Annotated in this window: 16 protein-coding genes; 3 read left to right on the plus strand and 13 right to left on the minus strand. The window is 52.5% G+C overall.

Going from position 1 to position 19,613, the window contains the following annotated elements:
• Positions 1-3 precede the first annotated feature (3 nt).
• Positions 4-1,035, minus strand: a complete 1,032-nt coding sequence (locus tag HCZ99_RS14175) for an NAD-dependent epimerase (protein WP_167447665.1) — start codon at positions 1,033-1,035, stop codon at positions 4-6.
• A 210-nt stretch (positions 1,036-1,245) separates the two neighbouring features.
• Here HCZ99_RS14175 and HCZ99_RS14180 point away from each other — a divergent pair, with 210 nt between their 5' ends.
• Positions 1,246-1,989, plus strand: a complete 744-nt coding sequence (locus HCZ99_RS14180; RefSeq protein WP_167447666.1) for a putative metalloprotease CJM1_0395 family protein — start codon at positions 1,246-1,248, stop codon at positions 1,987-1,989.
• 284 nt (positions 1,990-2,273) lie between these two features.
• Positions 2,274-2,927, plus strand: coding sequence for a response regulator (locus HCZ99_RS14185; protein ID WP_167447667.1), 654 nt, complete (start codon positions 2,274-2,276; stop codon positions 2,925-2,927).
• Positions 2,928-3,028: 101 nt separating this feature from the next.
• Here the strand turns inward: HCZ99_RS14185 and HCZ99_RS14190 are convergent, their stop codons facing one another.
• The 10 genes from HCZ99_RS14190 to HCZ99_RS14235 form a co-directional block, all read right to left on the minus strand.
• Positions 3,029-4,993, minus strand: a complete 1,965-nt coding sequence (locus tag HCZ99_RS14190) for a response regulator (RefSeq protein WP_167447668.1) — start codon at positions 4,991-4,993, stop codon at positions 3,029-3,031.
• 159 nt (positions 4,994-5,152) lie between these two features.
• Complete coding sequence (gene acuI / locus HCZ99_RS14195) at positions 5,153-6,151, minus strand: acrylyl-CoA reductase (NADPH) (RefSeq protein WP_167447669.1); 999 nt, start codon at positions 6,149-6,151, stop codon at positions 5,153-5,155.
• Positions 6,152-6,246: 95 nt separating this feature from the next.
• Positions 6,247-6,627, minus strand: coding sequence for a YkvA family protein (locus HCZ99_RS14200; RefSeq protein WP_254869621.1), 381 nt, complete (start codon positions 6,625-6,627; stop codon positions 6,247-6,249).
• A 62-nt stretch (positions 6,628-6,689) separates the two neighbouring features.
• Positions 6,690-6,914 (minus strand): hypothetical protein, encoded by a 225-nt coding sequence (locus tag HCZ99_RS14205; RefSeq protein ID WP_167447670.1) that lies wholly within the window; start codon positions 6,912-6,914, stop codon positions 6,690-6,692.
• A 117-nt stretch (positions 6,915-7,031) separates the two neighbouring features.
• Positions 7,032-8,792 carry an asparagine synthase (glutamine-hydrolyzing) gene (gene asnB, locus HCZ99_RS14210; protein ID WP_167447671.1) on the minus strand — a complete coding sequence of 587 codons (1,761 nt, stop codon included), beginning with the start codon at positions 8,790-8,792 and terminating at the stop codon, positions 7,032-7,034.
• Positions 8,792-9,811 carry a glycosyltransferase gene (locus tag HCZ99_RS14215; RefSeq protein WP_175581530.1) on the minus strand — a complete coding sequence of 340 codons (1,020 nt, stop codon included), beginning with the start codon at positions 9,809-9,811 and terminating at the stop codon, positions 8,792-8,794. The genes asnB and HCZ99_RS14215 overlap by 1 nt, the downstream gene beginning before the upstream one ends.
• Before the next feature lie 2 nt (positions 9,812-9,813).
• A complete protein-coding gene (locus HCZ99_RS14220) occupies positions 9,814-10,848 on the minus strand; it encodes a glycosyltransferase family 4 protein (RefSeq protein WP_167447851.1) in 1,035 nt (344 codons plus the stop codon).
• Positions 10,849-10,852: 4 nt separating this feature from the next.
• The gene (locus HCZ99_RS14225; protein WP_167447673.1) at positions 10,853-11,617 is read right to left on the minus strand and encodes a glycosyltransferase family 2 protein; all 765 of its coding nucleotides are present in this window, start codon (positions 11,615-11,617) and stop codon (positions 10,853-10,855) included.
• Positions 11,614-12,576 carry a glycosyltransferase family 9 protein gene (locus HCZ99_RS14230; RefSeq protein WP_167447674.1) on the minus strand — a complete coding sequence of 321 codons (963 nt, stop codon included), beginning with the start codon at positions 12,574-12,576 and terminating at the stop codon, positions 11,614-11,616. Before HCZ99_RS14230 ends, HCZ99_RS14225 begins: the two co-directional genes overlap by 4 nt.
• Positions 12,577-12,579: 3 nt before the next feature.
• Positions 12,580-13,608 carry a glycosyltransferase gene (locus HCZ99_RS14235; protein WP_254869623.1) on the minus strand — a complete coding sequence of 343 codons (1,029 nt, stop codon included), beginning with the start codon at positions 13,606-13,608 and terminating at the stop codon, positions 12,580-12,582.
• Positions 13,609-13,767: 159 nt separating this feature from the next.
• Here HCZ99_RS14235 and ygfZ point away from each other — a divergent pair, with 159 nt between their 5' ends.
• A complete protein-coding gene (ygfZ, locus tag HCZ99_RS14240) occupies positions 13,768-14,682 on the plus strand; it encodes a CAF17-like 4Fe-4S cluster assembly/insertion protein YgfZ (RefSeq protein WP_167447676.1) in 915 nt (304 codons plus the stop codon).
• Between the two features lie 122 nt (positions 14,683-14,804).
• Here ygfZ and ppdK read toward each other — a convergent pair whose 3' ends face one another.
• Together ppdK and glyS are read right to left on the minus strand one after the other, a co-directional pair.
• Positions 14,805-17,471 (minus strand): pyruvate, phosphate dikinase, encoded by a 2,667-nt coding sequence (gene ppdK / locus HCZ99_RS14245; RefSeq protein ID WP_167447677.1) that lies wholly within the window; start codon positions 17,469-17,471, stop codon positions 14,805-14,807.
• A gap of 78 nt (positions 17,472-17,549) precedes the next feature.
• Complete coding sequence (gene glyS / locus HCZ99_RS14250) at positions 17,550-19,613, minus strand: glycine--tRNA ligase subunit beta (protein ID WP_167447678.1); 2,064 nt, start codon at positions 19,611-19,613, stop codon at positions 17,550-17,552.

Below are 19,613 nucleotides of genomic sequence, written 5' to 3' on the forward strand. Positions count from 1 at the left end.
AGTTTATCCGTAAAAGGAACGATACCATTCGACAAAATTGCCAATCCCGGTTTCGATTGAGGTTTCCGGTTTGAAGCCGACCGCATCGGTCAGAGCGACAACATCGGCATAGGTCGCAGGTACATCGCCATCTTGCATCGGCATCATGTTCTTTTCTGCCGTTTTACCCAGCGCTTTTTCAAGCGTTTCGATCATATACATCAACTCAACCGGGCTGTTGTTGCCGATGTTGAACACACGGTACGGCGCCGAGCTGGTGGCAGGATCAGGTTTAGCCGGATTCCAATTTTCGTTTGGCGCTGCCACGGTCGAGATACAACGATAAACACCTTCGACAATATCATCAATATACGTGAAATCGCGGCGCATTTTGCCTTGGTTAAAGACGTTGATCGGCTTGCCTTCGAGAATGGCCTTGGTGAACATGAACAATGCCATATCCGGGCGCCCCCATGGACCATACACAGTAAAGAACCGAAGCCCCGTTGTCGGCAGACGATAGAGATGGCTGTAGGTGTGGGCCATCAATTCGTTGGCTTTTTTCGATGCTGCGTACAGGCTAATCGGGTGATCAACGTTATGATGAACCGAAAATGGCATCTCGGTATTCATGCCATAGACCGAGCTACTGGACGCATAAACAAGGTGCTTCACGCCGTTATGACGGCATCCTTCAAGGATATTTGTGAAACCGACAAGGTTTGCATCGATATAAGCATGGGGATTTTCAATCGAATAGCGCACGCCCGCCTGTGCCGCGAGGTTCACCACATAAGTTGGCTTCTCGGTTGCAAAAAGATCTGCAATGCCTTCGCGGTTCTCCAAATCCATGCGGACAAATTTGAATCCAGGCTTGCCCTCAAGCCGCGCCAAACGGGCTTCTTTGAGGATGACGTCATAGTAATCATTGACGTTATCCAAACCAACAACGGTCGTCCCTTGCGCCAACAACTTTTGGCAAAGGTGTGATCCAATGAAACCGGCAGCACCGGTGACCAGTACCTTCTCATGGGCGGGAATGGCAAAGTCGAGCATGTTCCTCGGGATTCCTGTTTGGTATGGTTTGCAAGATGGGTGATATCGCGCTTCGAATTTCGGCCATTCTGATAACAGCACGGCCTTGATTTCGCAAGATACGAGAAGCAGTCAGGCCGCCCGCGCATCCAGCACAAGACAGAAAGATGATTATCTGTTATTATCATGAACGTCACGACACACAGTTAAACCTGAGGTTTACGAAGCCATATGATTGCAACTGGCCAAACCATTGCCAACCCGAATGGCGGCGGAATGGGCGTTATCCTGAATGTACGGGAGATCGCACAAACCGCTGATGGCCGCGTTTTGGCTGAGTATGAGGCTGTCGAGGTTGCTTTTTCGGGCCCAAACACTTCATCTCCTTACGCTATTTCAGGCAAAGACAGTGACGCTGCCAGGACGCGGCTTGTTGATCCACGCACCCTGACAGAGGCGCAGGCTGTTGCCGCCGGTGTCAGCCGGGCAGAATATCGTCAAGCGCGTGAAACCAATGAAAAACAAGATGGGGCCACAGGCGTCGGATCCGCGTCAAGTAATGCCGATCTTGAGCCAGCAGAAAAAGCCACCGTCGCACAATTGCAAGCACGTGATTCCGCCGTGCGCCAAGAAGAACGCGCACACGCAGCAGCTGCTGGCCCTTATGGATCAGCGCCGCAATATGAATATCAGATCGGCCCCGATGGGAAAGCTTATGCAATCGGCGGACATGTCGATGTCGGCATTTCAATGACGGGCTCGGCCGCGGACCGCGATCGTGCTTTGGCAACGCTGCAAAATGCGGCCATGGCGCCCAATGCCCCCTCAGGGGCAGATATGGCAGCGTTTAGACAGGCAAGTTTGCAACGTGCAACCGCAAAACCTGATAGCGATGCATCTATACCGAAAGAATCCATTCTTCCAGACAACAATACCGGGAACGATAGAAAGCCGGGTATCTCGATTTCCGTGTGATTCTAAACCCCGAAAAGTCATTCTCAGCTTGCACATACTATCCAAATAGCGACACTGAATCGACACCAAAACACAATTAACTATCCGTTGGGATAATTTAAAAAACGATAAACTATCCAGCCGTTTGACAGACCCCTCGTTTTGTTGAATGCTGCGCGCGCGTTCGGGGGGACGCATGAACTGAACATATAGAACTTCGCGATTCCGTATCTCGGGTGCGGTCGCGTTTCTGACGCAGACGGACGGATGTCCCAAGCGCGGACAAAAACGGGTACGGCATAAAAATGAACATCCTGCTAGCAGACGACCATGACCTCGTCAGAGACGGGATCACTTCCTTCCTGAAAACAGCAGCACCGGAAGTAGAAGTCTCACAGGCAAAAGACTTTGCCGAAGCGCTTTCAGTCGTTGACGGCGACACAAAAGTCGAACTTACCATACTTGATCTAAACATGCCGGGTATGAACGGCCTTTCAGGTCTGACCGTAATGCGTCAGAAACATCCGGACATCCCGGTTGTCATCTTGTCGGGTTCGGTAAAACGCAGCGACGTTTTAAATGCACTTGAGCACGGGGCTTCTGGCTATCTGCCAAAAACCCTGTCAGGCAAATCCCTGATCAATGCCCTGCGTTTGATTCTTTCAGGCGAGAAATACATTCCATCTGCCTTGTTGGAAGATGACGGCACGAAAATTCGCCCCGGAGAAATTGACCTTGAAGGCCTATCACCTGACAATCCTTTGCGCCAATTGACCAATCGTGAGCGCGAAGTTCTTGCCCTTCTTACCAAGGGCCTGTCGAACAAGGAAATCGCCAAACAACTTACCGTGCGCGAAATTACGGTCAAAGTTCACCTGACCGGCATCTTCAAAAAGCTTGGCGCAGCCAATCGTACTCAGGCGGTTAAAATCGCCATGCAGCTCGGTTGGGAAGCCTGACCTAAGTAGGCGCTAAAGATCAACGCATAAAAAAATAGAGCCCGGCAATTTTGCCGGGCTCTATTTTTATCAATGACGCTTATGTGGCACGTTTCATTACCCTACTGGCTGTATACGTCAGCAAGTTCGTCAAGGACGGCCAAGAGCTCTTTTAGATCAAGCGGTTTTGGCATCACCATCACCGGTGCATCTGCCCCGTCATCATCTTCCACAGGGCGCTCTGCATCCCCTGGATGCCCTGTCATCACGATCACTGGCATAGCAGGGTTTCGATCCCGCAACGCCTTCACAAGCGTATTGCCATCCATATAAGGCATCCGAATATCGGTAATCAGGATATTGGGTGCCATTACGCCTGCGCTGGCCAAGGCGTCTTCACCGTTGCTAGCGGCAGAAACTGAATATCCTTGTGCCTCGAGGTAGGCAGCGATGATTTCCATCGCATCAATTTCGTCATCGACCACAAGGACGCGAATCGTTTCACGGACAGCGCGACTAATGCTGTCATGTTGCACGTGCCCGCCCTCTTCTACCGCAAGATCGGTATGATCATCGACATCTTCGCCGATACGCGCCACCGGAAGAGTTACCTCAAAACAGGCACCATCCCCCTCATTGCGCACATCAATCTTACCGCCCATGGCTTCGACAATGCCGTAACTGACCGAAAGCCCGAGACCTGTGCCCTTGCCTACGTCTTTCGTGGTGAAAAACGGATGGAACAAAAGATCAATCGCAGGCTCGGGAACGCCACCACCATTGTCATTGACCGCCAATTTCAAGAATTTTTGGTCTTCATCGATCATGGCGCTGACGCGGATTAATCCGCCAATACCGTCGGCATCATCGCCGTTCTCATTGATGGCGTCGCGCGCATTGGTCAAGATATTGACCAGCACCTGTTCAAGTTGAACTTGGCGACCATTAACCAAACACTTTTGCGAGGGAGCCACGACATCAATCCCAATACCCGATAATCGGCAGTCATGCTCGATCATGTCCACCGCACGCTCAACAGCTTTCATCGGATCAAACGGGGCAAAGTCATCATCGTCAGGGCGGCTATATATCTGAAGGTGCTTGATGATTTCAGACATCCGCTCGGTCTGACCGCTGATTAATGACAGACGTTCGCGCTGAAAGGCCGGTTTTACGGCTTCCAGATCATATTGAAGTGCGCATGTGTCGGCCGCCATCCGAATGACATTCAGTGGCTGGTTCATTTCATGGGCGACAGATGCCGCCATTTCACCCAAAGTGGCCAGCTTGGATGTCTGAACCAACTGGCGTTCGACTTTGTGCTTTTCAGTGACGTCTTCGGCCAGCATCAGCATTGCTGGCGCGTCTTCGTGGGTAAACGCAATTGCCGAAACTTCGAGTTCGACGATTTCACCATCTGGCCGGGTACACATAATGACGAAGTCTGCACGACCACTATAGCCGTTTTTATAACGCTCGATATACTCCAAAAGCGTATCGCGGCTAGATGGATGAACCATTTCCATGAAGCTGCGACCAACCAACTCAGTGGTATCTTCCGCGCCAAGGATCGTAAGGCCCTGCTGATTGATATAGGTAATTTCTTCGCCGCTTAGGATAGAGATCAGCTCTGGGGCAAGCTCAACCAGCTTACGATATCGTTCTTCACTTTCCTTAAGCGCCCGTTCGGCCCGCGACCGTTCAATCGCATAACGGATGGAACGGCGAATTGTCCGCCCGTCTGGGAACTCTTTTGTCAGATAGTCCTCTGCTCCATGCTGGAGGGCATCAAAGGCCAGCTCTTCGTCTTTATGGCCGGTTAGAACGACAACCGGGGCGACATTCTTACAGCTGCGCACCCGGCTGATGGTCTCAACCCCCGATGAATCAGGCAAGGTCAGGTCTAGCAACACGACGTCGAAACGCGCCCCTGGACCATCCCCATTCAAAAGGGTCATTGCCGAGGCAAGATCACTGCAATGTTCAATATCAAAGGGCTCGCCGGTTTCCTCAAGAAGCGTTCGGACAAGGAACGCATCTCCAGGATTATCTTCAATCAGAAGAAGGCGAAACCGCTGATCAGCCATTACGGCAATTTCCACTTTTAAATTCATTTCTTCCCGTCAAGTAGGGGTGAGACCGTTCTTTCCATTACTTTTAAACTACTCCCATCCGGCAACAACCCGTTTCTCAGACGCCCCAGCCCTATACCGGAAAAAGCCCTTAGGGCTGAGGCCTTGCCGACCTTAGCAATCCTGGACGTCAATCAGCACGCGACCTTTGACCTGACCTTTTAAGATTTTCTCGCCCCACTCAACGACATCGCCCAGCGCGATTTTCGTTGTCGCAGCAGCCAAATGATCGGTTGGGAGTTCTTTGGCAAGCCTTTCCCAAGCCTTCGTACGGGTTGCATAGGGGCACATGACAGAGTCAATCCCAATGAGACGCACGCCACGCAAAAGGAACGGCAGAACAGTCGCGGGCAAATCTGGTCCGCCGGCAAGCCCGCAGGCTGAAACCGCACCATGATACTTCATTTCGGAAAGAACATGTGCAAGCGTTGTGCTCCCGACACTGTCAATCGCCCCAATCCAACGCTCTGCCAAAAGTGGCTTACTGGTATCGGTCAGTTCATTGCGGTCGACGAGTGTTGTAGCGCCCAAACCGCGCAGGTAATCATGCGTTTCTGCCCGCCCAGTTGACGCCGCCACTTTGTAGCCCAGAGCAGACAAAATGGATACAGCGACGGAACCAACGCCTCCCGCAGCGCCTGTCACAAGAACTTCGCCATCCTCATCAGGTGAAACACCTTGTTCCTCAAGCGCCATGACCGCAAGCATCGCGGTAAAGCCAGCGGTTCCAATCGACATGGCCTGCCGACCAGAAAGGCCGTCCGGCAAGGGGACAAGCCAATCGGCTTTCACCCGGGCCATTTGCCCATATCCGCCCCAATGCACTTCGCCCACACGCCAACCGGTCAAAACCACTTCGTCACCTGGTTTGTACCGGTCGTCGCCGGACGTAACGACTTCACCAGAAAAATCGATACCCGGAACGTGGGGATAGGTTCGAACCAACCGCCCCAGACCATTAAGGATCATACCGTCCTTATAGTTCAAGGTGGACCATTTGACCCGGACAAGAACATCGCCTGCGGGAAGATCATCGGTTGTCAGATTGCGAAACTCGGATGTTACTTTCTTGTCGTGCTGGTCCAAGACAAGTGCGCGGAATGCTTCGGCCATAGGAATCCTCCCGATCTAAAATTGTTTGGATCAAGAGTATTCTTGCGTAAAGCCCGCTGTCAAACAAACCATTGAATACAGCGGTCAAAAGTCCATCATTGCGATATCGTTAGACGCTCCGGCGCGTCGGCGATATCAGGACTTGCCAGGATAACAATCAGCAAAACAGCGATGATCAGGATGATGATATAAAGAACAGCGCGCCCAGTGCCCTTTTGTTCTACCACATCATCAGCGACGACATCATGACGGACCGTAGCAGGTAGACTACGATAGGATAACCACCCCAAAAACGGCACGATCACAAGATCATCGACCCAGCCAACACCAACGATAACGTCGGGGAGAAGGTCAACCGGGCTGATCAGATACAAAATACCGGCCAATAGAATAAACTTGGATTTCACTGGTACATCGCCGCGCATTAACGTGCGCAACAAATTGGGAACAATCATCCATGCCGATGGTCTAGCCATGAGAGTCCCCAATTTCCAAATCTAAAAATATATTCTTGGCGCCAAAGGATAGCCTGCCGGACTTACCAGTTTGAAAATGGGCCGTTCAGGTGGCTGTCAGTGCTCGCGGAAACCAATCGCTCAGACCGTCGGGTAATTTCGTATGTAGCTGATTGCGCACCAGTATCTGCAATCGGCTTTACTTCAAGCAAGGGCGGCTCAATATCAGCTGGTGGAACGCTGATCCACGCAAGGGCGATGGCAAAGCCGAGCACAATCGCCATCGTCAGTTTATCGAAATACAGCATAGCCCATCGTCCTACAGAGTTTCTGTTTTTTACTTATGTAAACAGAAATGCATTTGGACGAAGTTTGTTCCCGAACCAACACGAAGGTTGAATAATAATAACTAAATTCGTGGGAAATCAAGGTGCCAGAGCTTCAAAAACATCACCTTCTGGCGCATGACCCAGAATATTGGCCTGATGCCATAACGCGTAGAAAAGAAGATGCCAGCATGCCGCCCCTTCCTTTTTACCGGTTACGTCAAACAGCTTTTCCACGCGCGTCGGATCGGCAATTTCAAGAATGCCTTCCTGATGGGCGACCAATGGGCCAAGACGCTTACCCTGCCCGGCAATCCACTCGCCGACGGGCACAGTAAACCCACGCTTTTTGGCAAAGGGCTGTGCCATGGGCAGACACCGTTCCAACCAGCTACGCAACAGGAACTTCCCAACACCTTTACGCACCTTAAGGCGGTCTGGCAGGTGATAGGCAAACTCGGCGACAAAGGGATCAAGAAATGGTGTGCGCCCTTCAAGACCATGGGCCATAAGCATCCGATCCAGTTTGATCAGCAAATCGTTTGGCAGCCAGTCTGCGCAATCGACCGCCTGAGCGACGGCAAGGCGGGAGCGTTTACCATGGCTTTCCCGGCTTTCGGACGCAGCAATACCATCACGCCAACCGTCAAGAATTTCAGACTGCAGAACGTCACTCTTATCAAACGTTCCCTTCGATCGCATTACACGGCCGCCCAACAATAGAGGCCGCATGACTGACCGATAACGGCCATAGCCGCCAAACAATTCGTCGCCACCTTCGCCAGAGAGCACAACCTTGAAATCACGTGCGGCCTCGGCAGCAAGCTTATAGGTCGGCAGGATGGCATAGTCGGCAACCGGATCATCCATTTTGGCGGCCACTTGGGGCAACAAATTCCAGAAGTCGCGCTCTGAGAACATTACTTCAACATGTTTGGCATTACATGCTTTGGCCACCGCACGGGCCAGTTCGCGTTCATCATGTACACTTGATGATTCGAAGGCTGCGGTATAGGCGGTCACCGGCCGCTCATTAAGACGATGCATCATCCCAAGAAGCGAAGCACTGTCGACCCCACCCGACAGGAACATGGCGTAATCAACGTCAGAGCGTTGATGAACACGCACGGAATCTTCAAACACCTGATCCCATTGAGTTAACGCATCTTCGAAATTGACCCCGACCACGCCCGTATCATTCAGAACCTTTCGTCGACAGCGTTCAACCACCCGCCCATCTTTCAGAACGATGGTTTCGCCGGGTAACAAACGTTTGATGCCATCAAGGATCATATCACCGCCGGTGGTAAACTGAACCTGAAGCAGCTCAGAACGTGCATCTTCGCGTACCGTTCGTCCTACCAACCCGGCTGCAACAAGTGCTTGTGCTTCGGACGCGAATGCAAAGAATTCTGGCGTTTCGATATAGTAAAGTTGTTTAATGCCAAACGGATCGCGACATAGCACGACCTGGTTTTCGACCACGTCATGAATTGCAAAGGCATACATGCCGCGCAACTGATCAAATCCGCCGACGCCTTCTTTTGCATAAAGACGAAGGGCGGTTTCACTGTCTGATCGGGTTTTAAAGCTGGCTTCGCACAAACGTTGGCGGAGCTCGACATAGTTATATATTTCGCCATTGGCGACGAGCGCACTGCCATTTTCATGATAAAGTGGTTGATCACCGGTATTAAGATCAATGATCGCAAGACGCGTTTGCACAAAGCCCACCGGTCCCTTGATATAGCGCCCGTCACCATCGGGACCGCGATGCCCCAGAGCATCACGCAAGCGATCCAGGACTTCAGGATCAAATGTTTGCTTATCCTTGGCGATAAAACCTGCAATTCCGCACATTAACGTGCAACCTTGTCAAAAAAAGCCATGTATTTTTTTACGACCACGTCTTCGGTGAAATCTGCTTCAAACGCAGCATGGCCTTCACGCGACAATGTGTCTGAAAGAAGTCGATCATCAAGAACTGTCCGTAAATCAGATGCCAAGGCGCCGGCATCCTCAAGATTGGACAACAACCCAGTTTCGCCAGGCTTAATCAACTGAACGGGACCTTGGCTTGCCTGTGCGACAACCGGCTTTCCATGCGCCCAAGCTTCAATTACCATATTCCCCAACGGTTCATGCCGTGAAGATGCACAAAACACGTCGCAAGTCGCAAACAGATTGGCAACATCGCGTCGCCAACCGAGCAACCGAACGCGATCAGCAACACCACATTCGCCAGCAAGCTTAAGAAGATCATTCTTTAAGTCGCCGGCCCCCGCAATCCAAAGATACGCCTCGGGAACTTCCGCCAGAGCGCGGATTAGGGTATCAAACCCCTTGTTCGCATGTAGGCGCCCAAGTCCAAGAATGAGCGGCGCATCATCAGGTGTATTAAACTCTGATCGATCGAGTGCCCAGCCGGGGTTGGCATCAACAAAATTCGGCAAATAATGCGTGCGTTCCGATGGCCAACCTTCGGCGATAAGGTAATCGCATATATCGCGTGTATTCCCGATCAAGTGATCACAATCGCGGAAATTCTTAAGCTTGTAATAGCCACCAAGCCGAGCAACTTTTACAAAATCACCAGATGGCGTAAGACGGCTGGCCCGATTCATCCAGCTCATTACAACACGCGGTTTGTGGCGTTTGAGCTGTTTGCGCAAGCACAAAGGCGTTTTGATATCCAAACGCCCGCCAAAAGGTAACTCGTCAAATGAAACGCCGTTGACAGCAAGCACGGAATTTCGAGCTTCGTTCCGGCGCACGATACAATGTTGATCTATTCCGGCACGCTGAAACCCACAGGCAAGCCTTACAAAGAACTCCTCTGCGCCGCCAAATTCGCCACCGGCCATGGTTTGAAGTAGCATCGTCACGGGACCAACCTTTCGAATGCTTCAGCCGCCTGTTCCCATCCCCAACCTCGCTGTTTTTCAAGCGCTGCTTTGTGTTGTTTAGCCCACAGGTCATCGTCGTTCAAAATTTCGGCTGTTCGCTTGGCAAACACATCATCGTCATTGGCAACAAAGCCAGTTTGCATATCGATAACGCGTTCCGCAACACAGCCAATTTCCTGCACCACACATGGAACGCCCATTGCTTGTGCTTCTGCAAGCGCAAGGCAGAAGGTTTCCCCAACATCGCCACGATAGGCCATAACACGCGCTTGACGCATTTCGTCAAGAAGCTTTTTCTTGGGAACAGGTCCACGAAAAACAATGCCCTTATCACGAAGGGTTGCTGCGTGATCAAGGATCGACTTCATCAGCTGGGCTTTTTCATCGCCAACCGCCCCATAAGTTTGCGAACCGGCAAAAACATGCAATTCAGCATCGGGAGATAGCGGATGAATTTTTTCCACCCAAAGTTCAACGAGCCAATCTAGCGAGCGCAATGGGTTGGATGTAAAAATCGCGCGCTTCTTACGCACCTCGCTTCCGACTTCAGATGTCCTAAACATTTTTTCTATGCCGAGCGGAATGACAACCCGTTCTCCAGAAGGCGCCCATTTAGGGTAGGTCGCCAAATGATGCTGCCCGGAAAAAACAATAGCAGGTTTGATTCTCCAAAGACGCGAAAGATAACGCCATTTCAAAAGATATCCCGCCGGATTGTGGATCCAGAAAACAGTGCGTTTGGCGTCGGGCATTTTATCCAATAACCTATGCCCGCGATTGGCAATATAGAGATCTGCCATTTTTGGAAATCCATCCGTTAATGGACGCCATCTCACACCGTTATTTTCATGGGGGTTGTCGCAATGATTAAGGACTGTGACTTCATGCCCACGTGCAGCCAACCCTTCGGCCAACGAAATAACGGCTGTCTCCGCCCCACCAAGAGGACGTTGTGCAAGCATAAAGCTGTCAAACTTGATACCATCATCGGCCAGTACGATTGTTGCCATCGGGTTATTTGTCCTCGTATTTGGCCTTAATGTACGAAATGACCGGGAACAACCCAGCAAATAACGCGATCAGGAACCCAATCCCGCCTTCTTTGTATCCCTTCCGGCCGATATAGCATCGGATAAAACGCGAAAAAAGTCGTCTAATGTTATTGGCAAATGTGCCAATTTTACCGCTGTCACGTAAATCAGCAGCGCGCGCAGTTGAATAGCTATCAAGCCGCTTGATCATGTCGGAAATGTTCCGATCAACATAGTGGCGTACCGGATGGGTTAGGCGCGGCCCACTATCCCCGGAAAATGTTACCGCTGGATGGACACGCTGAGGGCCCCAGCATTTAGCACCCGTGCGAAACAGCCCGCCGTAGGACGACTTTCCAAACGAAGAGCCCCAACCATACCTTACCAGACGTTCACCGACATAGTTATCGACCGGAAGATTATGATAAGCATATACGCTGCTTGCGATCACTGTACGAATTTCGCGGCAGAGTTCTTCGGAAACATGTTCATCTGCATCGACTTCCAGCACCCAATCACCGGAAACTTGCGCCAATGCGTAGTTTCGCCGCTCTCCCTCCATGGCCCAGCTTCCGACCAATGTTTTCGCCCCGGCGGCCTTCGCGATTTCTTCAGTCCTATCGGTGCATTTGTCACATAGAACAATGATTTCATCAGCAAATGCCACATGCGCCAAACACGAAGGAAGACGGTCTTCCTCGTTATGTGCTGTGATGACCACGGTCAGTTTAGGTGCCTTATTTGTCATGCTCCGCCCCGCTCTTTTGCGCTTAAAAGTGCGTCAACCGCGTCAATAACCTTGTCCACAGAAAGGCCGCCCATCAAACTGTCATGGGATCGCCATGTCGCGCCGGATGCCCAGATTTCGTCATAGGACATATCGGTTCGAACATGGGCCGCAATCGGGCCGCACGGTCCATAATTTTCTTCACGCGATGGGCCAAACAGACCAAGTGTCGGGATTCCAGCAGCAGCGGCCATATGCATCAATCCACTATCATTACCGATATAAAGATCACTGCATTCCAAACATGCCTGAACCGTTAGCAAATCTTCATTGCCGAAAATCACCGTGCGCTCGTTTTCTGGAACTGCATCAATCACCGGCGTTGCGGACTGACGCTCATTAGGAGCGCCCAACAATAAAATATGTGCACCGGGCAATAGCCCATCTTCAGCGCGCAGGCGGTCGATCAAGTCGACAAAACGTTCTGTCGGCCAAGTTTTACCGCCCCAATTTGCTGATGGCCCGATCGCAAGAACCTTACGATGGTCTTGGGGAAGCAATTCTTTGGCAAGGCTGAGATGCTTCTGATCTAACCAGACTTTGGGATAAAGCCCCTTATCCAAGCCTATCATTTGCGCCATTTGTTCAACACGGTGAATGCGATCATCATTACCAGACAAAACAACGCGTTTTGCGCCGGGGAGAACATAAGCTGTCGCACTGCCGCGCAGGTCGACGATAATGTCCCACCAGTTCAGGACCACCGATTTCCAGAGTTTCCACCAGTGACCGCCGCGTTTTTGTTTTGGCATCTCGATTATGCGTTCAAGATTGGGCACGGCTTCGAAAATAGGGGCGGCCACCGGACCACAGGCGACCGTCACTTTTATGCCCGGATAGGTCTCGACATAATGGCGCAGGACCGATGTCGACAGGACAGCGTCACCCAAGCGGTTGGACGTAATAAACAGCAGACGCACAGCTTAAATCTTCTCCAGCTCGCCAGCGACATGGATCCATTCGCGGCGATCATTGCGTGCGGCTTCGGACTGACTGGCAAAGAAGGACCGGTCGGTCAGAAGCTGATAGGTGATGTTGCCATAGGCTGCTTCGTCAGGCACGATATAGCCCGTTTTGCCATCTTCAATCCGGCTTTTGGCAATTCCACCATAGGAAACAACCGGGGTGGCAGCGCCGAGCGCATCGACAAGCCATTGCCCCGCATGATCGGTGCCGTATTTACCGTGATGCAGGAATGCCCGCGCATTGGCAACGGCTTGGGCCATATCACCTTCGGATTTGGGATGTAAAACCCGAACACCTTTGTCGATTGCCGACCGCACCAAATCAACAATATCGTCAGATACCTGAACGTTTTCGCCCGCCATGGCGGTAAACAGATCATAGGCATAGATTTCCAAAATCGCGTTGGGGGCTTTTGGCGCGACATAGGCTTCCCAAATGCGGACGATCTGGGCGATGCCGCTTGTCGTGTTTGCAACCGTAACTGCAACTTCTTCGCGCGATTCAAATGCCCAATGCATATTTGCCGCCATGACAAAGGCGGTGACAGCACCGGGTTTGATCACGATCGGTTTTTTCACCAAATCAGCGTCGAAGCCCTTTTTTTGGGCATCGTCTGTAAAGACGATCTGCACTTCCTTGTCATGCAGGACCAAACGCACGTCATCCGCATTGAGCTTGGCAGGATCACCATCAAACCAAAGGATCGCCTGCGCACCAGCAGGCACCGAAGCATGGCTTAGCAATGCCGGATCGCGCCAGACAATAACCGTATCGACCGCATCGCCACCAAAGGGCGGCAATTCGGCATCAAGCTGTCGCCATGCGACCCCGTGCATGTCCCGGTCAATTCCCCCATTTCGGCGGGCTTCGACTTGGTGACCACGGGCAACAAGGGCCTCGGCCAGTGCGATAAAGGCGCGCTGTGCGGTCCCAAGCGGGCGGGCTTCACGATCTTTGGGATCGAAGCCAATAGACTGATCAAGCATCAAGATTTTCATGTCTTTGGTTCTATCCGTTTGGCGCCCGTTTATGAAGGGTTTTCTTGCACCCGGCCGCGCGTAAGGCACTGAGAGAGCACTTGCGAATTTGACGCAATTGCCCCACATTCCGATCAACTCATTCCGACAAACCGGAGCCCACAAAATATGACCGAAACATTTTATGCCCTTCTGCCCGATCGGGCCGTAATCCGGGTAAGCGGCCCGGACCGCGTCAGTTTTCTGCAAGGGCTAGTATCAAACAATATTGAAACCGTCACAGCCGAACAATCAAGCTACGGCGCGCTGCTGTCGCCGCAGGGGAAGTTCCTGTTTGATTTCTTTGTCTATCAACAAGACGAAGATAGCCTGTTGATCGAGTGCGAGTACGGGCAAGATGGTGCGCGCGCGGCCGAGCTTTTCAAAAAGCTGCGCATGTATAAACTGCGCGCCAAGGTCGAACTTTCCGATGTCACCGACAGCTATGATGTAATTGCCGTCTATGGGAAAGACGCCCTTTCGGCTCTTTCCCTTACCGACAACCCGGGCAGCACATCTGCATTTGCCACTGGCATCAAGTCCGTTGACCCGCGGTTGGCTGCAATGGGCGCACGCGTATTACTGCCGAAAAACTCCCTCGCCGAAATGGCAGCCATCGGCGCGCAGGAAGGCACAGTTGAAGCGTATCACGAGATGCGCGTAGCACTTGGTGTGGCGAATGGCAGTGAGGAACTTGAAATTGATCGGGCGATTTTGCTCGAAAACGGTTTTGAAGAACTCAATGGCGTTGATTTCAAAAAAGGCTGCTTTATGGGGCAGGAACTGACCGCCCGCACCAAATACCGTGGCCTTGTGCGCAAACGCTTATTGCCAATCAAGATTGAAGGTTCTGCACCAAAGCCGGGCACTACGATTATGAATGGCGACAAAGAAGCTGGGATTATCCGTTCGGTTCATGGCGATGGTGGCCTTGCGCTGATCCGCTTAGAACGCATTAGCGACGATGCAGAGCTTCTGGCTGATGGCGCGAAAATCGCGGTGACAGTGCCCGATTGGGTGTCATTGCCCGAGAAGTCGGCGTAACGATTGCGCAGTTGCGGCCTTAAGCGTGCGATAAACACCAAAGATACGCGAACGGCGGCAAGTTAACTTGCCGCCGTTTCTTTAGATCTTATTCGCTAGGTTGCTGCGATCAAGTTTATAGACTACTTGCGATCGAGGGCGGCCTGTGCGGCAGCCAAGCGGGCAATTGGAACGCGATATGGTGAACAGGACACATAATCCAATCCTTGCGCCTCGCAAAATGCGATGGAGGATGGATCGCCGCCATGTTCACCGCAAATCCCAAGCTTGATGTCAGGACGCGTTTTGCGACCACGTTCCGCAGCCAATGCGACAAGCTCGCCAACACCTTCCTGGTCAAGCGATACAAACGGATCACCTGCAAAGATTTCCTTGGCAATATAGGTATCCAAGAAACGCGACGCGTCATCACGTGACAGACCAAAGGTCGTCTGGGTCAAATCGTTGGTGCCGAAGCTGAAGAATTCTGCTTCTTCGGCGATTTCACCGGCCCGCAAGGCGGCACGGGGTAGCTCGATCATGGTGCCGACAAGGAAGGTCAACTTGGCCGATTTTTCGGCTTCGACTTCGGCCGCGACCTTAATAATCGCAGCTTTGAGGATTTCGAGTTCCTTTTTGCCAACGATCAGCGGGATCATGATTTCCGGAATGACGGGGTCACCGCCATCTTCTGAAACTGCAATTGCGGCCTCAAAAATCGCACGGGCCTGCATTTCATAGATTTCCGGATAGCTAATCCCAAGGCGACATCCACGATGGCCAAGCATCGGATTGGCTTCGGCCAGATCAAGCAGTCGGCGGCGGACAATCGCCTCTGACACGCCAGCGGCATTGGCGACCTCGGCAATCTCGGCATCACCATGCGGCAGGAATTCATGCAGCGGCGGATCAAGCAATCGGATCGTAACCGGCAGTCCCTTCATGATCCGGAACAGGTCGATAAAGTCTTGGCGCTGATAAGGCAAAAGTTTTTCAAGGGCTGTGCGACGCCCCTTTTCGGTTTCAGCCAAGATCATTTCACGCATGGAAATGATGCGTGCCGGATCAAAGAACATATGTTCGGTCCGGCAAAGGCCAATCCCCTCTGCCCCGAAACCACGCGCGGTTTGTGCATCATCCGGGGTTTCAGCATTGGTGCGGATTTTAAGCCGGCGCACACCATCGGCCCATGCCATCAACTGGGAAAAATCACCTGACAGATCGGGTTTAAGTGTCGCCACTTCGCCCAGCATGACTTCGCCCGTGGCCCCATCAAGGGTGATAACGTCGCCTTCCTTAAGGGTGACACCGCCCGACATCATGGTTTTGTTGGCATAATCAATCTTGATCGCGCCAGCACCACATACGCACGGTTTGCCCATGCCGCGCGCCACAACGGCGGCGTGACTGGTCATTCCCCCGCGGGACGTCAGGATACCTTCGGCGGCATGCATGCCTGCAATATCTTCCGGGCTGGTTTCGATCCGGACCAGAATAACTTTCTGGCCCTTGTTATGCGCCCAATCTTCGGCAACTTCGGCGGAAAAGACAATTTGCCCGGACCCGGCCCCTGGCGATGCAGGAAGCCCCATGCCGATAACTTTACGGGCGGCTTCTGGATCAAGGGTCGGGTGCAGCAATTGGTCAAGCTGTGCCGGGTCAACGCGACGCAGCGCGTCTTCTTTGCTGATCACGCCGTCCTGACACATTTCAACGGCAATGCGAAGGGCGGCCTTGGCCGTTCTTTTGCCGGCACGGGTCTGGAGCATGTAAAGCTTGCCCGATTCAACGGTAAACTCCATGTCCTGCATATCGCGGTAGTGCTTTTCAAGCTTGTCGCGAATATCGCACAGTTCCGCAAAGACCGTTGGAAGCGCTTCTTCCATCGAGGTCAAATCCGAACCGGATTCTTCACGTTCAATCTTGGTCAAAGGTGCAGGGGTTCGAATGCCCGCCACCACATCTTCGCCTTGCGCGTTGATCAGATATTCACCGTAAAAACGATCTTCGCCGGTCGATGGATTGCGTGAGAAACAAACACCTGTCGCGCAATCATCGCCCATATTGCCAAAGACCATGGCCTGAACGTTAACCGCAGTTCCCCAGCTTGCCGGGATGTTGTGCAGACGGCGATAGGTATTGGCGCGCGCGTTCATCCAACTGCCAAACACGGCACCGATCGCACCCCAAAGTTGCTGACGCGGGTCTTGCGGGAACGGCTGCCCGAGTTCGCTTTCGACTTTTTTCTTAAAGGCCGTCACGACTTCGGCCCAATCATCAGCACTTAATTCGGTATCAAGGGAATAGCCCTTGTCTTCTTTTTGAACCTCGAGGATTTCTTCGAAGTGGTAATGCTCAACACCGAGTACCACATCACCATACATCTGAATGAAGCGGCGGTAGCTGTCATAGGCAAAACGACGATCACCGGAAACCGTTGCCAACGCTTCGACCGTTTGATCGTTCAGGCCAAGGTTTAAAACCGTATCCATCATGCCTGGCATTGAGGCACGCGCACCAGAACGCACCGATACCAAAAGCGGATCACGCGCGTCGCCGAACTTGCGACCGACCAGCTTTTCAACAGCCGCCAGCGCCGTTTCGACTTCGGCATTCAGACCATCGGGATAAGCACGGTCATTATCATAAAATGCCGTGCAGACTTCGGTTGTAATCGTAAAGCCTGGCGGGACCGGAAGCCCAAGATTGCTCATCTCGGCAAGGTTTGCACCCTTGCCCCCCAAAAGTTCACGCATATCCGATCGGCCTTCGGCGTTACCACCGCCAAAACCGTAGACCCATTTGGTCATCTTGCCTTTTCCTCATCTGGTTAAGGCCCTTTGATGGGCCGCCCCAGGATGGGGAAAGCCCCGGAACCTCAGCCTGTTTTATGTTTCGATCTTTGAGAAGTCGGCAATGTCATGCAAGGCCGTACGAATTTGCGCCAGCAACTTAAGCCGGTTGGCACGTTCATCAGCCTTGTCACTATTTACCGTGACCTTTTCAAAGAATGCATCGACAGGTTCACGCAACCGCGCAAATTCGGTCATTGCCGCGGCATAATCCTCGTCGCGCAACAGCGGCAAGGCGTTATGCCGGACATCGATGAGCGCCTGATACAGCTTGCGTTCTTCATCCACACTCAGAAGATCCGCGGAAACATCCGCGTCATAGGACGTGTCGTCCTTTTTCTCTTCGATGCGCAGGATATTAGACGCACGCTTATAGCCAGCCATAAGGTTGACGCCGCTTTCACCGGAGACAAAATCGGAAAGCGCCTCAACCCGCGCCAGCAGGCGGACAAGATCGTCCTCGCCATCAAGGGCAAACACGGCAGACACCAAATCGTGGCGTACCCCCTGTTCACGCAGATGGACTTTCAAACGGTCGGCAAAGAATGCCAAAAGTTCATCCACCGCCGCATCGCGACGAATGGCCGACGGGTACTGAGAAACAGCAAATGCAAACACACGCCGAAGCGGCAAACGCAAACCGTTTTCCAGAACCAATCGAATGACACCCAATGCAGCACGACGCAGTGCGAACGGATCTTTGGACCCGGTCGGCTTTTCATCGACAGTAAAGAACCCGGCAAGGGTATCAAGCTTTTCAGCCAAGGCAAAAGCAACCGAAACAGGCGCTGTCGGGCACGTGTCCGACGGACCTGCCGGCGCGTAATGCTCGGCAATGGCGTTGGCGACTTCTGGGGCTTCGCCGTCATTTTCGGCGTAATACTTACCCATCAGTCCCTGAAGTTCGGTGAATTCAAACACCATCTGCGACACCAGATCAGCCTTGCCGATTTCAGCTGCGCGGTCGGCCAGTTTGACGTCACATCCGGGAATATCCGTCGACAATTCACGCGCCAAACCACGCAAACGCAAGACGCGTTCAGACAGCGACCCCAGTTTGGCGTGGAAGACGATATTATCGAGTTTCGGCAGACGCGATTCCAGCGTCACTTTCCGATCCTGATCCCAGAAGAATTTTGCATCATGCAGGCGCGCACGCAAAACGCGTTCGTTGCCAGCGATGATTTTGGCGTTGTTGTCGGCTGTTACCATGTTTGAAATGGTAATAAAGCGCGCGGCAAGCTTGCCGTCCTTGTCTTCGACGACAAAGTATTTCTGATGTTCACGCATCGAGGTTTCAAGAACTTCGCGCGGGATATCCATGAACTGGTCATCGACTTTGCCCATGACTGGTACTGGCCATTCCACCAGACCACAAACTTCTTCGAGAAGACCATTGTCTTCAAGAAGTTCGAAACCTTCGTTCGCCGCCAGTTTTTTCGCACCATCAAGAATGACCTGCTTGCGCTCTTCTCGGTCGAGCATGACGTTGGCGGCGCGCAGTTTATCTTTGTACTCAGCAGCATTGGCGACAGCGAAATCTTCCGGGGCCAAAAAACGATGGCCACGTGTGGTGTTGCTGGCGGTTACCGGGCCAAAGCTTGCCGGGATGACCTTACCATCGAACAGGCACAGGATGCTGTCGAGCTGACGCACCCAGCGGACTTTCTGATCGGCCCAGCGCATCGATTTTGGCCAAGGCAGTTTGACCATGGCGTCTTCGACGATATCTTTGATCACATCGGCACTTGGACGGCCTTTTTGTTCGACAATCGCAAACAGGAAGGTGCCCTTTGGCATTTCGCGTTTTTCGCACTGATCAAGGGTCACACCGTTCCCGGCAAGAAAGCCATTGATCGCCTTTTCAGGCGCATCGGCGCGCGGACCACGGCGTTCTTCGCGAAGGTCGGGCTGCTTTTCGGGCAGGCCGTTAATAATCAGGGTCAAACGGCGCGGCGTGACCAATGTTTCGACCGTGTCAAACGCAAGATCAGCAGCCTTGAGGCCGTCAGTGATCAGTTTGGCAAGGTCTTCGGACGCACGGGCCTGCATACGGGCCGGAATTTCTTCGGAAAACAGTTCAAGCAGCAATTCGGCCAT

It is taken from the genome of Thalassospira lucentensis (genome assembly GCF_011806425.1).
GTDB classification, from domain to species: domain Bacteria; phylum Pseudomonadota; class Alphaproteobacteria; order Rhodospirillales; family Thalassospiraceae; genus Thalassospira; species Thalassospira lucentensis_B.

Bases quoted from the DNA above. Each gene is read 5' to 3' on its own strand.
- HCZ99_RS14180 (WP_167447666.1), top strand. From the start codon at position 1,246: ATGATTGCAACTGGCCAAACCATTGCCAACCCGAATGGCGGCGGAATG.
- HCZ99_RS14185 (WP_167447667.1), top strand. From the start codon at position 2,274: ATGAACATCCTGCTAGCAGACGACCATGACCTCGTCAGAGACGGGATC.
- HCZ99_RS14235 (WP_254869623.1), bottom strand. From the start codon at position 13,608: ATGCTTGATCAGTCTATTGGCTTCGATCCCAAAGATCGTGAAGCCCGC.
- HCZ99_RS14175 (WP_167447665.1), bottom strand. From the start codon at position 1,035: ATGCTCGACTTTGCCATTCCCGCCCATGAGAAGGTACTGGTCACCGGT.
- HCZ99_RS14220 (WP_167447851.1), bottom strand. From the start codon at position 10,848: ATGGCAACAATCGTACTGGCCGATGATGGTATCAAGTTTGACAGCTTT.
- glyS (WP_167447678.1), bottom strand. From the start codon at position 19,613: ATGGCCGAATTGCTGCTTGAACTGTTTTCCGAAGAAATTCCGGCCCGT.
- HCZ99_RS14215 (WP_175581530.1), bottom strand. From the start codon at position 9,811: ATGCTACTTCAAACCATGGCCGGTGGCGAATTTGGCGGCGCAGAGGAG.
- ygfZ (WP_167447676.1), top strand. From the start codon at position 13,768: ATGACCGAAACATTTTATGCCCTTCTGCCCGATCGGGCCGTAATCCGG.
- HCZ99_RS14225 (WP_167447673.1), bottom strand. From the start codon at position 11,617: ATGACAAATAAGGCACCTAAACTGACCGTGGTCATCACAGCACATAAC.
- HCZ99_RS14190 (WP_167447668.1), bottom strand. From the start codon at position 4,993: ATGGCTGATCAGCGGTTTCGCCTTCTTCTGATTGAAGATAATCCTGGA.
- acuI (WP_167447669.1), bottom strand. From the start codon at position 6,151: ATGGCCGAAGCATTCCGCGCACTTGTCTTGGACCAGCACGACAAGAAA.
- HCZ99_RS14200 (WP_254869621.1), bottom strand. From the start codon at position 6,627: ATGGCTAGACCATCGGCATGGATGATTGTTCCCAATTTGTTGCGCACG.
- asnB (WP_167447671.1), bottom strand. From the start codon at position 8,792: ATGTGCGGAATTGCAGGTTTTATCGCCAAGGATAAGCAAACATTTGAT.
- HCZ99_RS14205 (WP_167447670.1), bottom strand. From the start codon at position 6,914: ATGCTGTATTTCGATAAACTGACGATGGCGATTGTGCTCGGCTTTGCC.
- ppdK (WP_167447677.1), bottom strand. From the start codon at position 17,471: ATGACCAAATGGGTCTACGGTTTTGGCGGTGGTAACGCCGAAGGCCGA.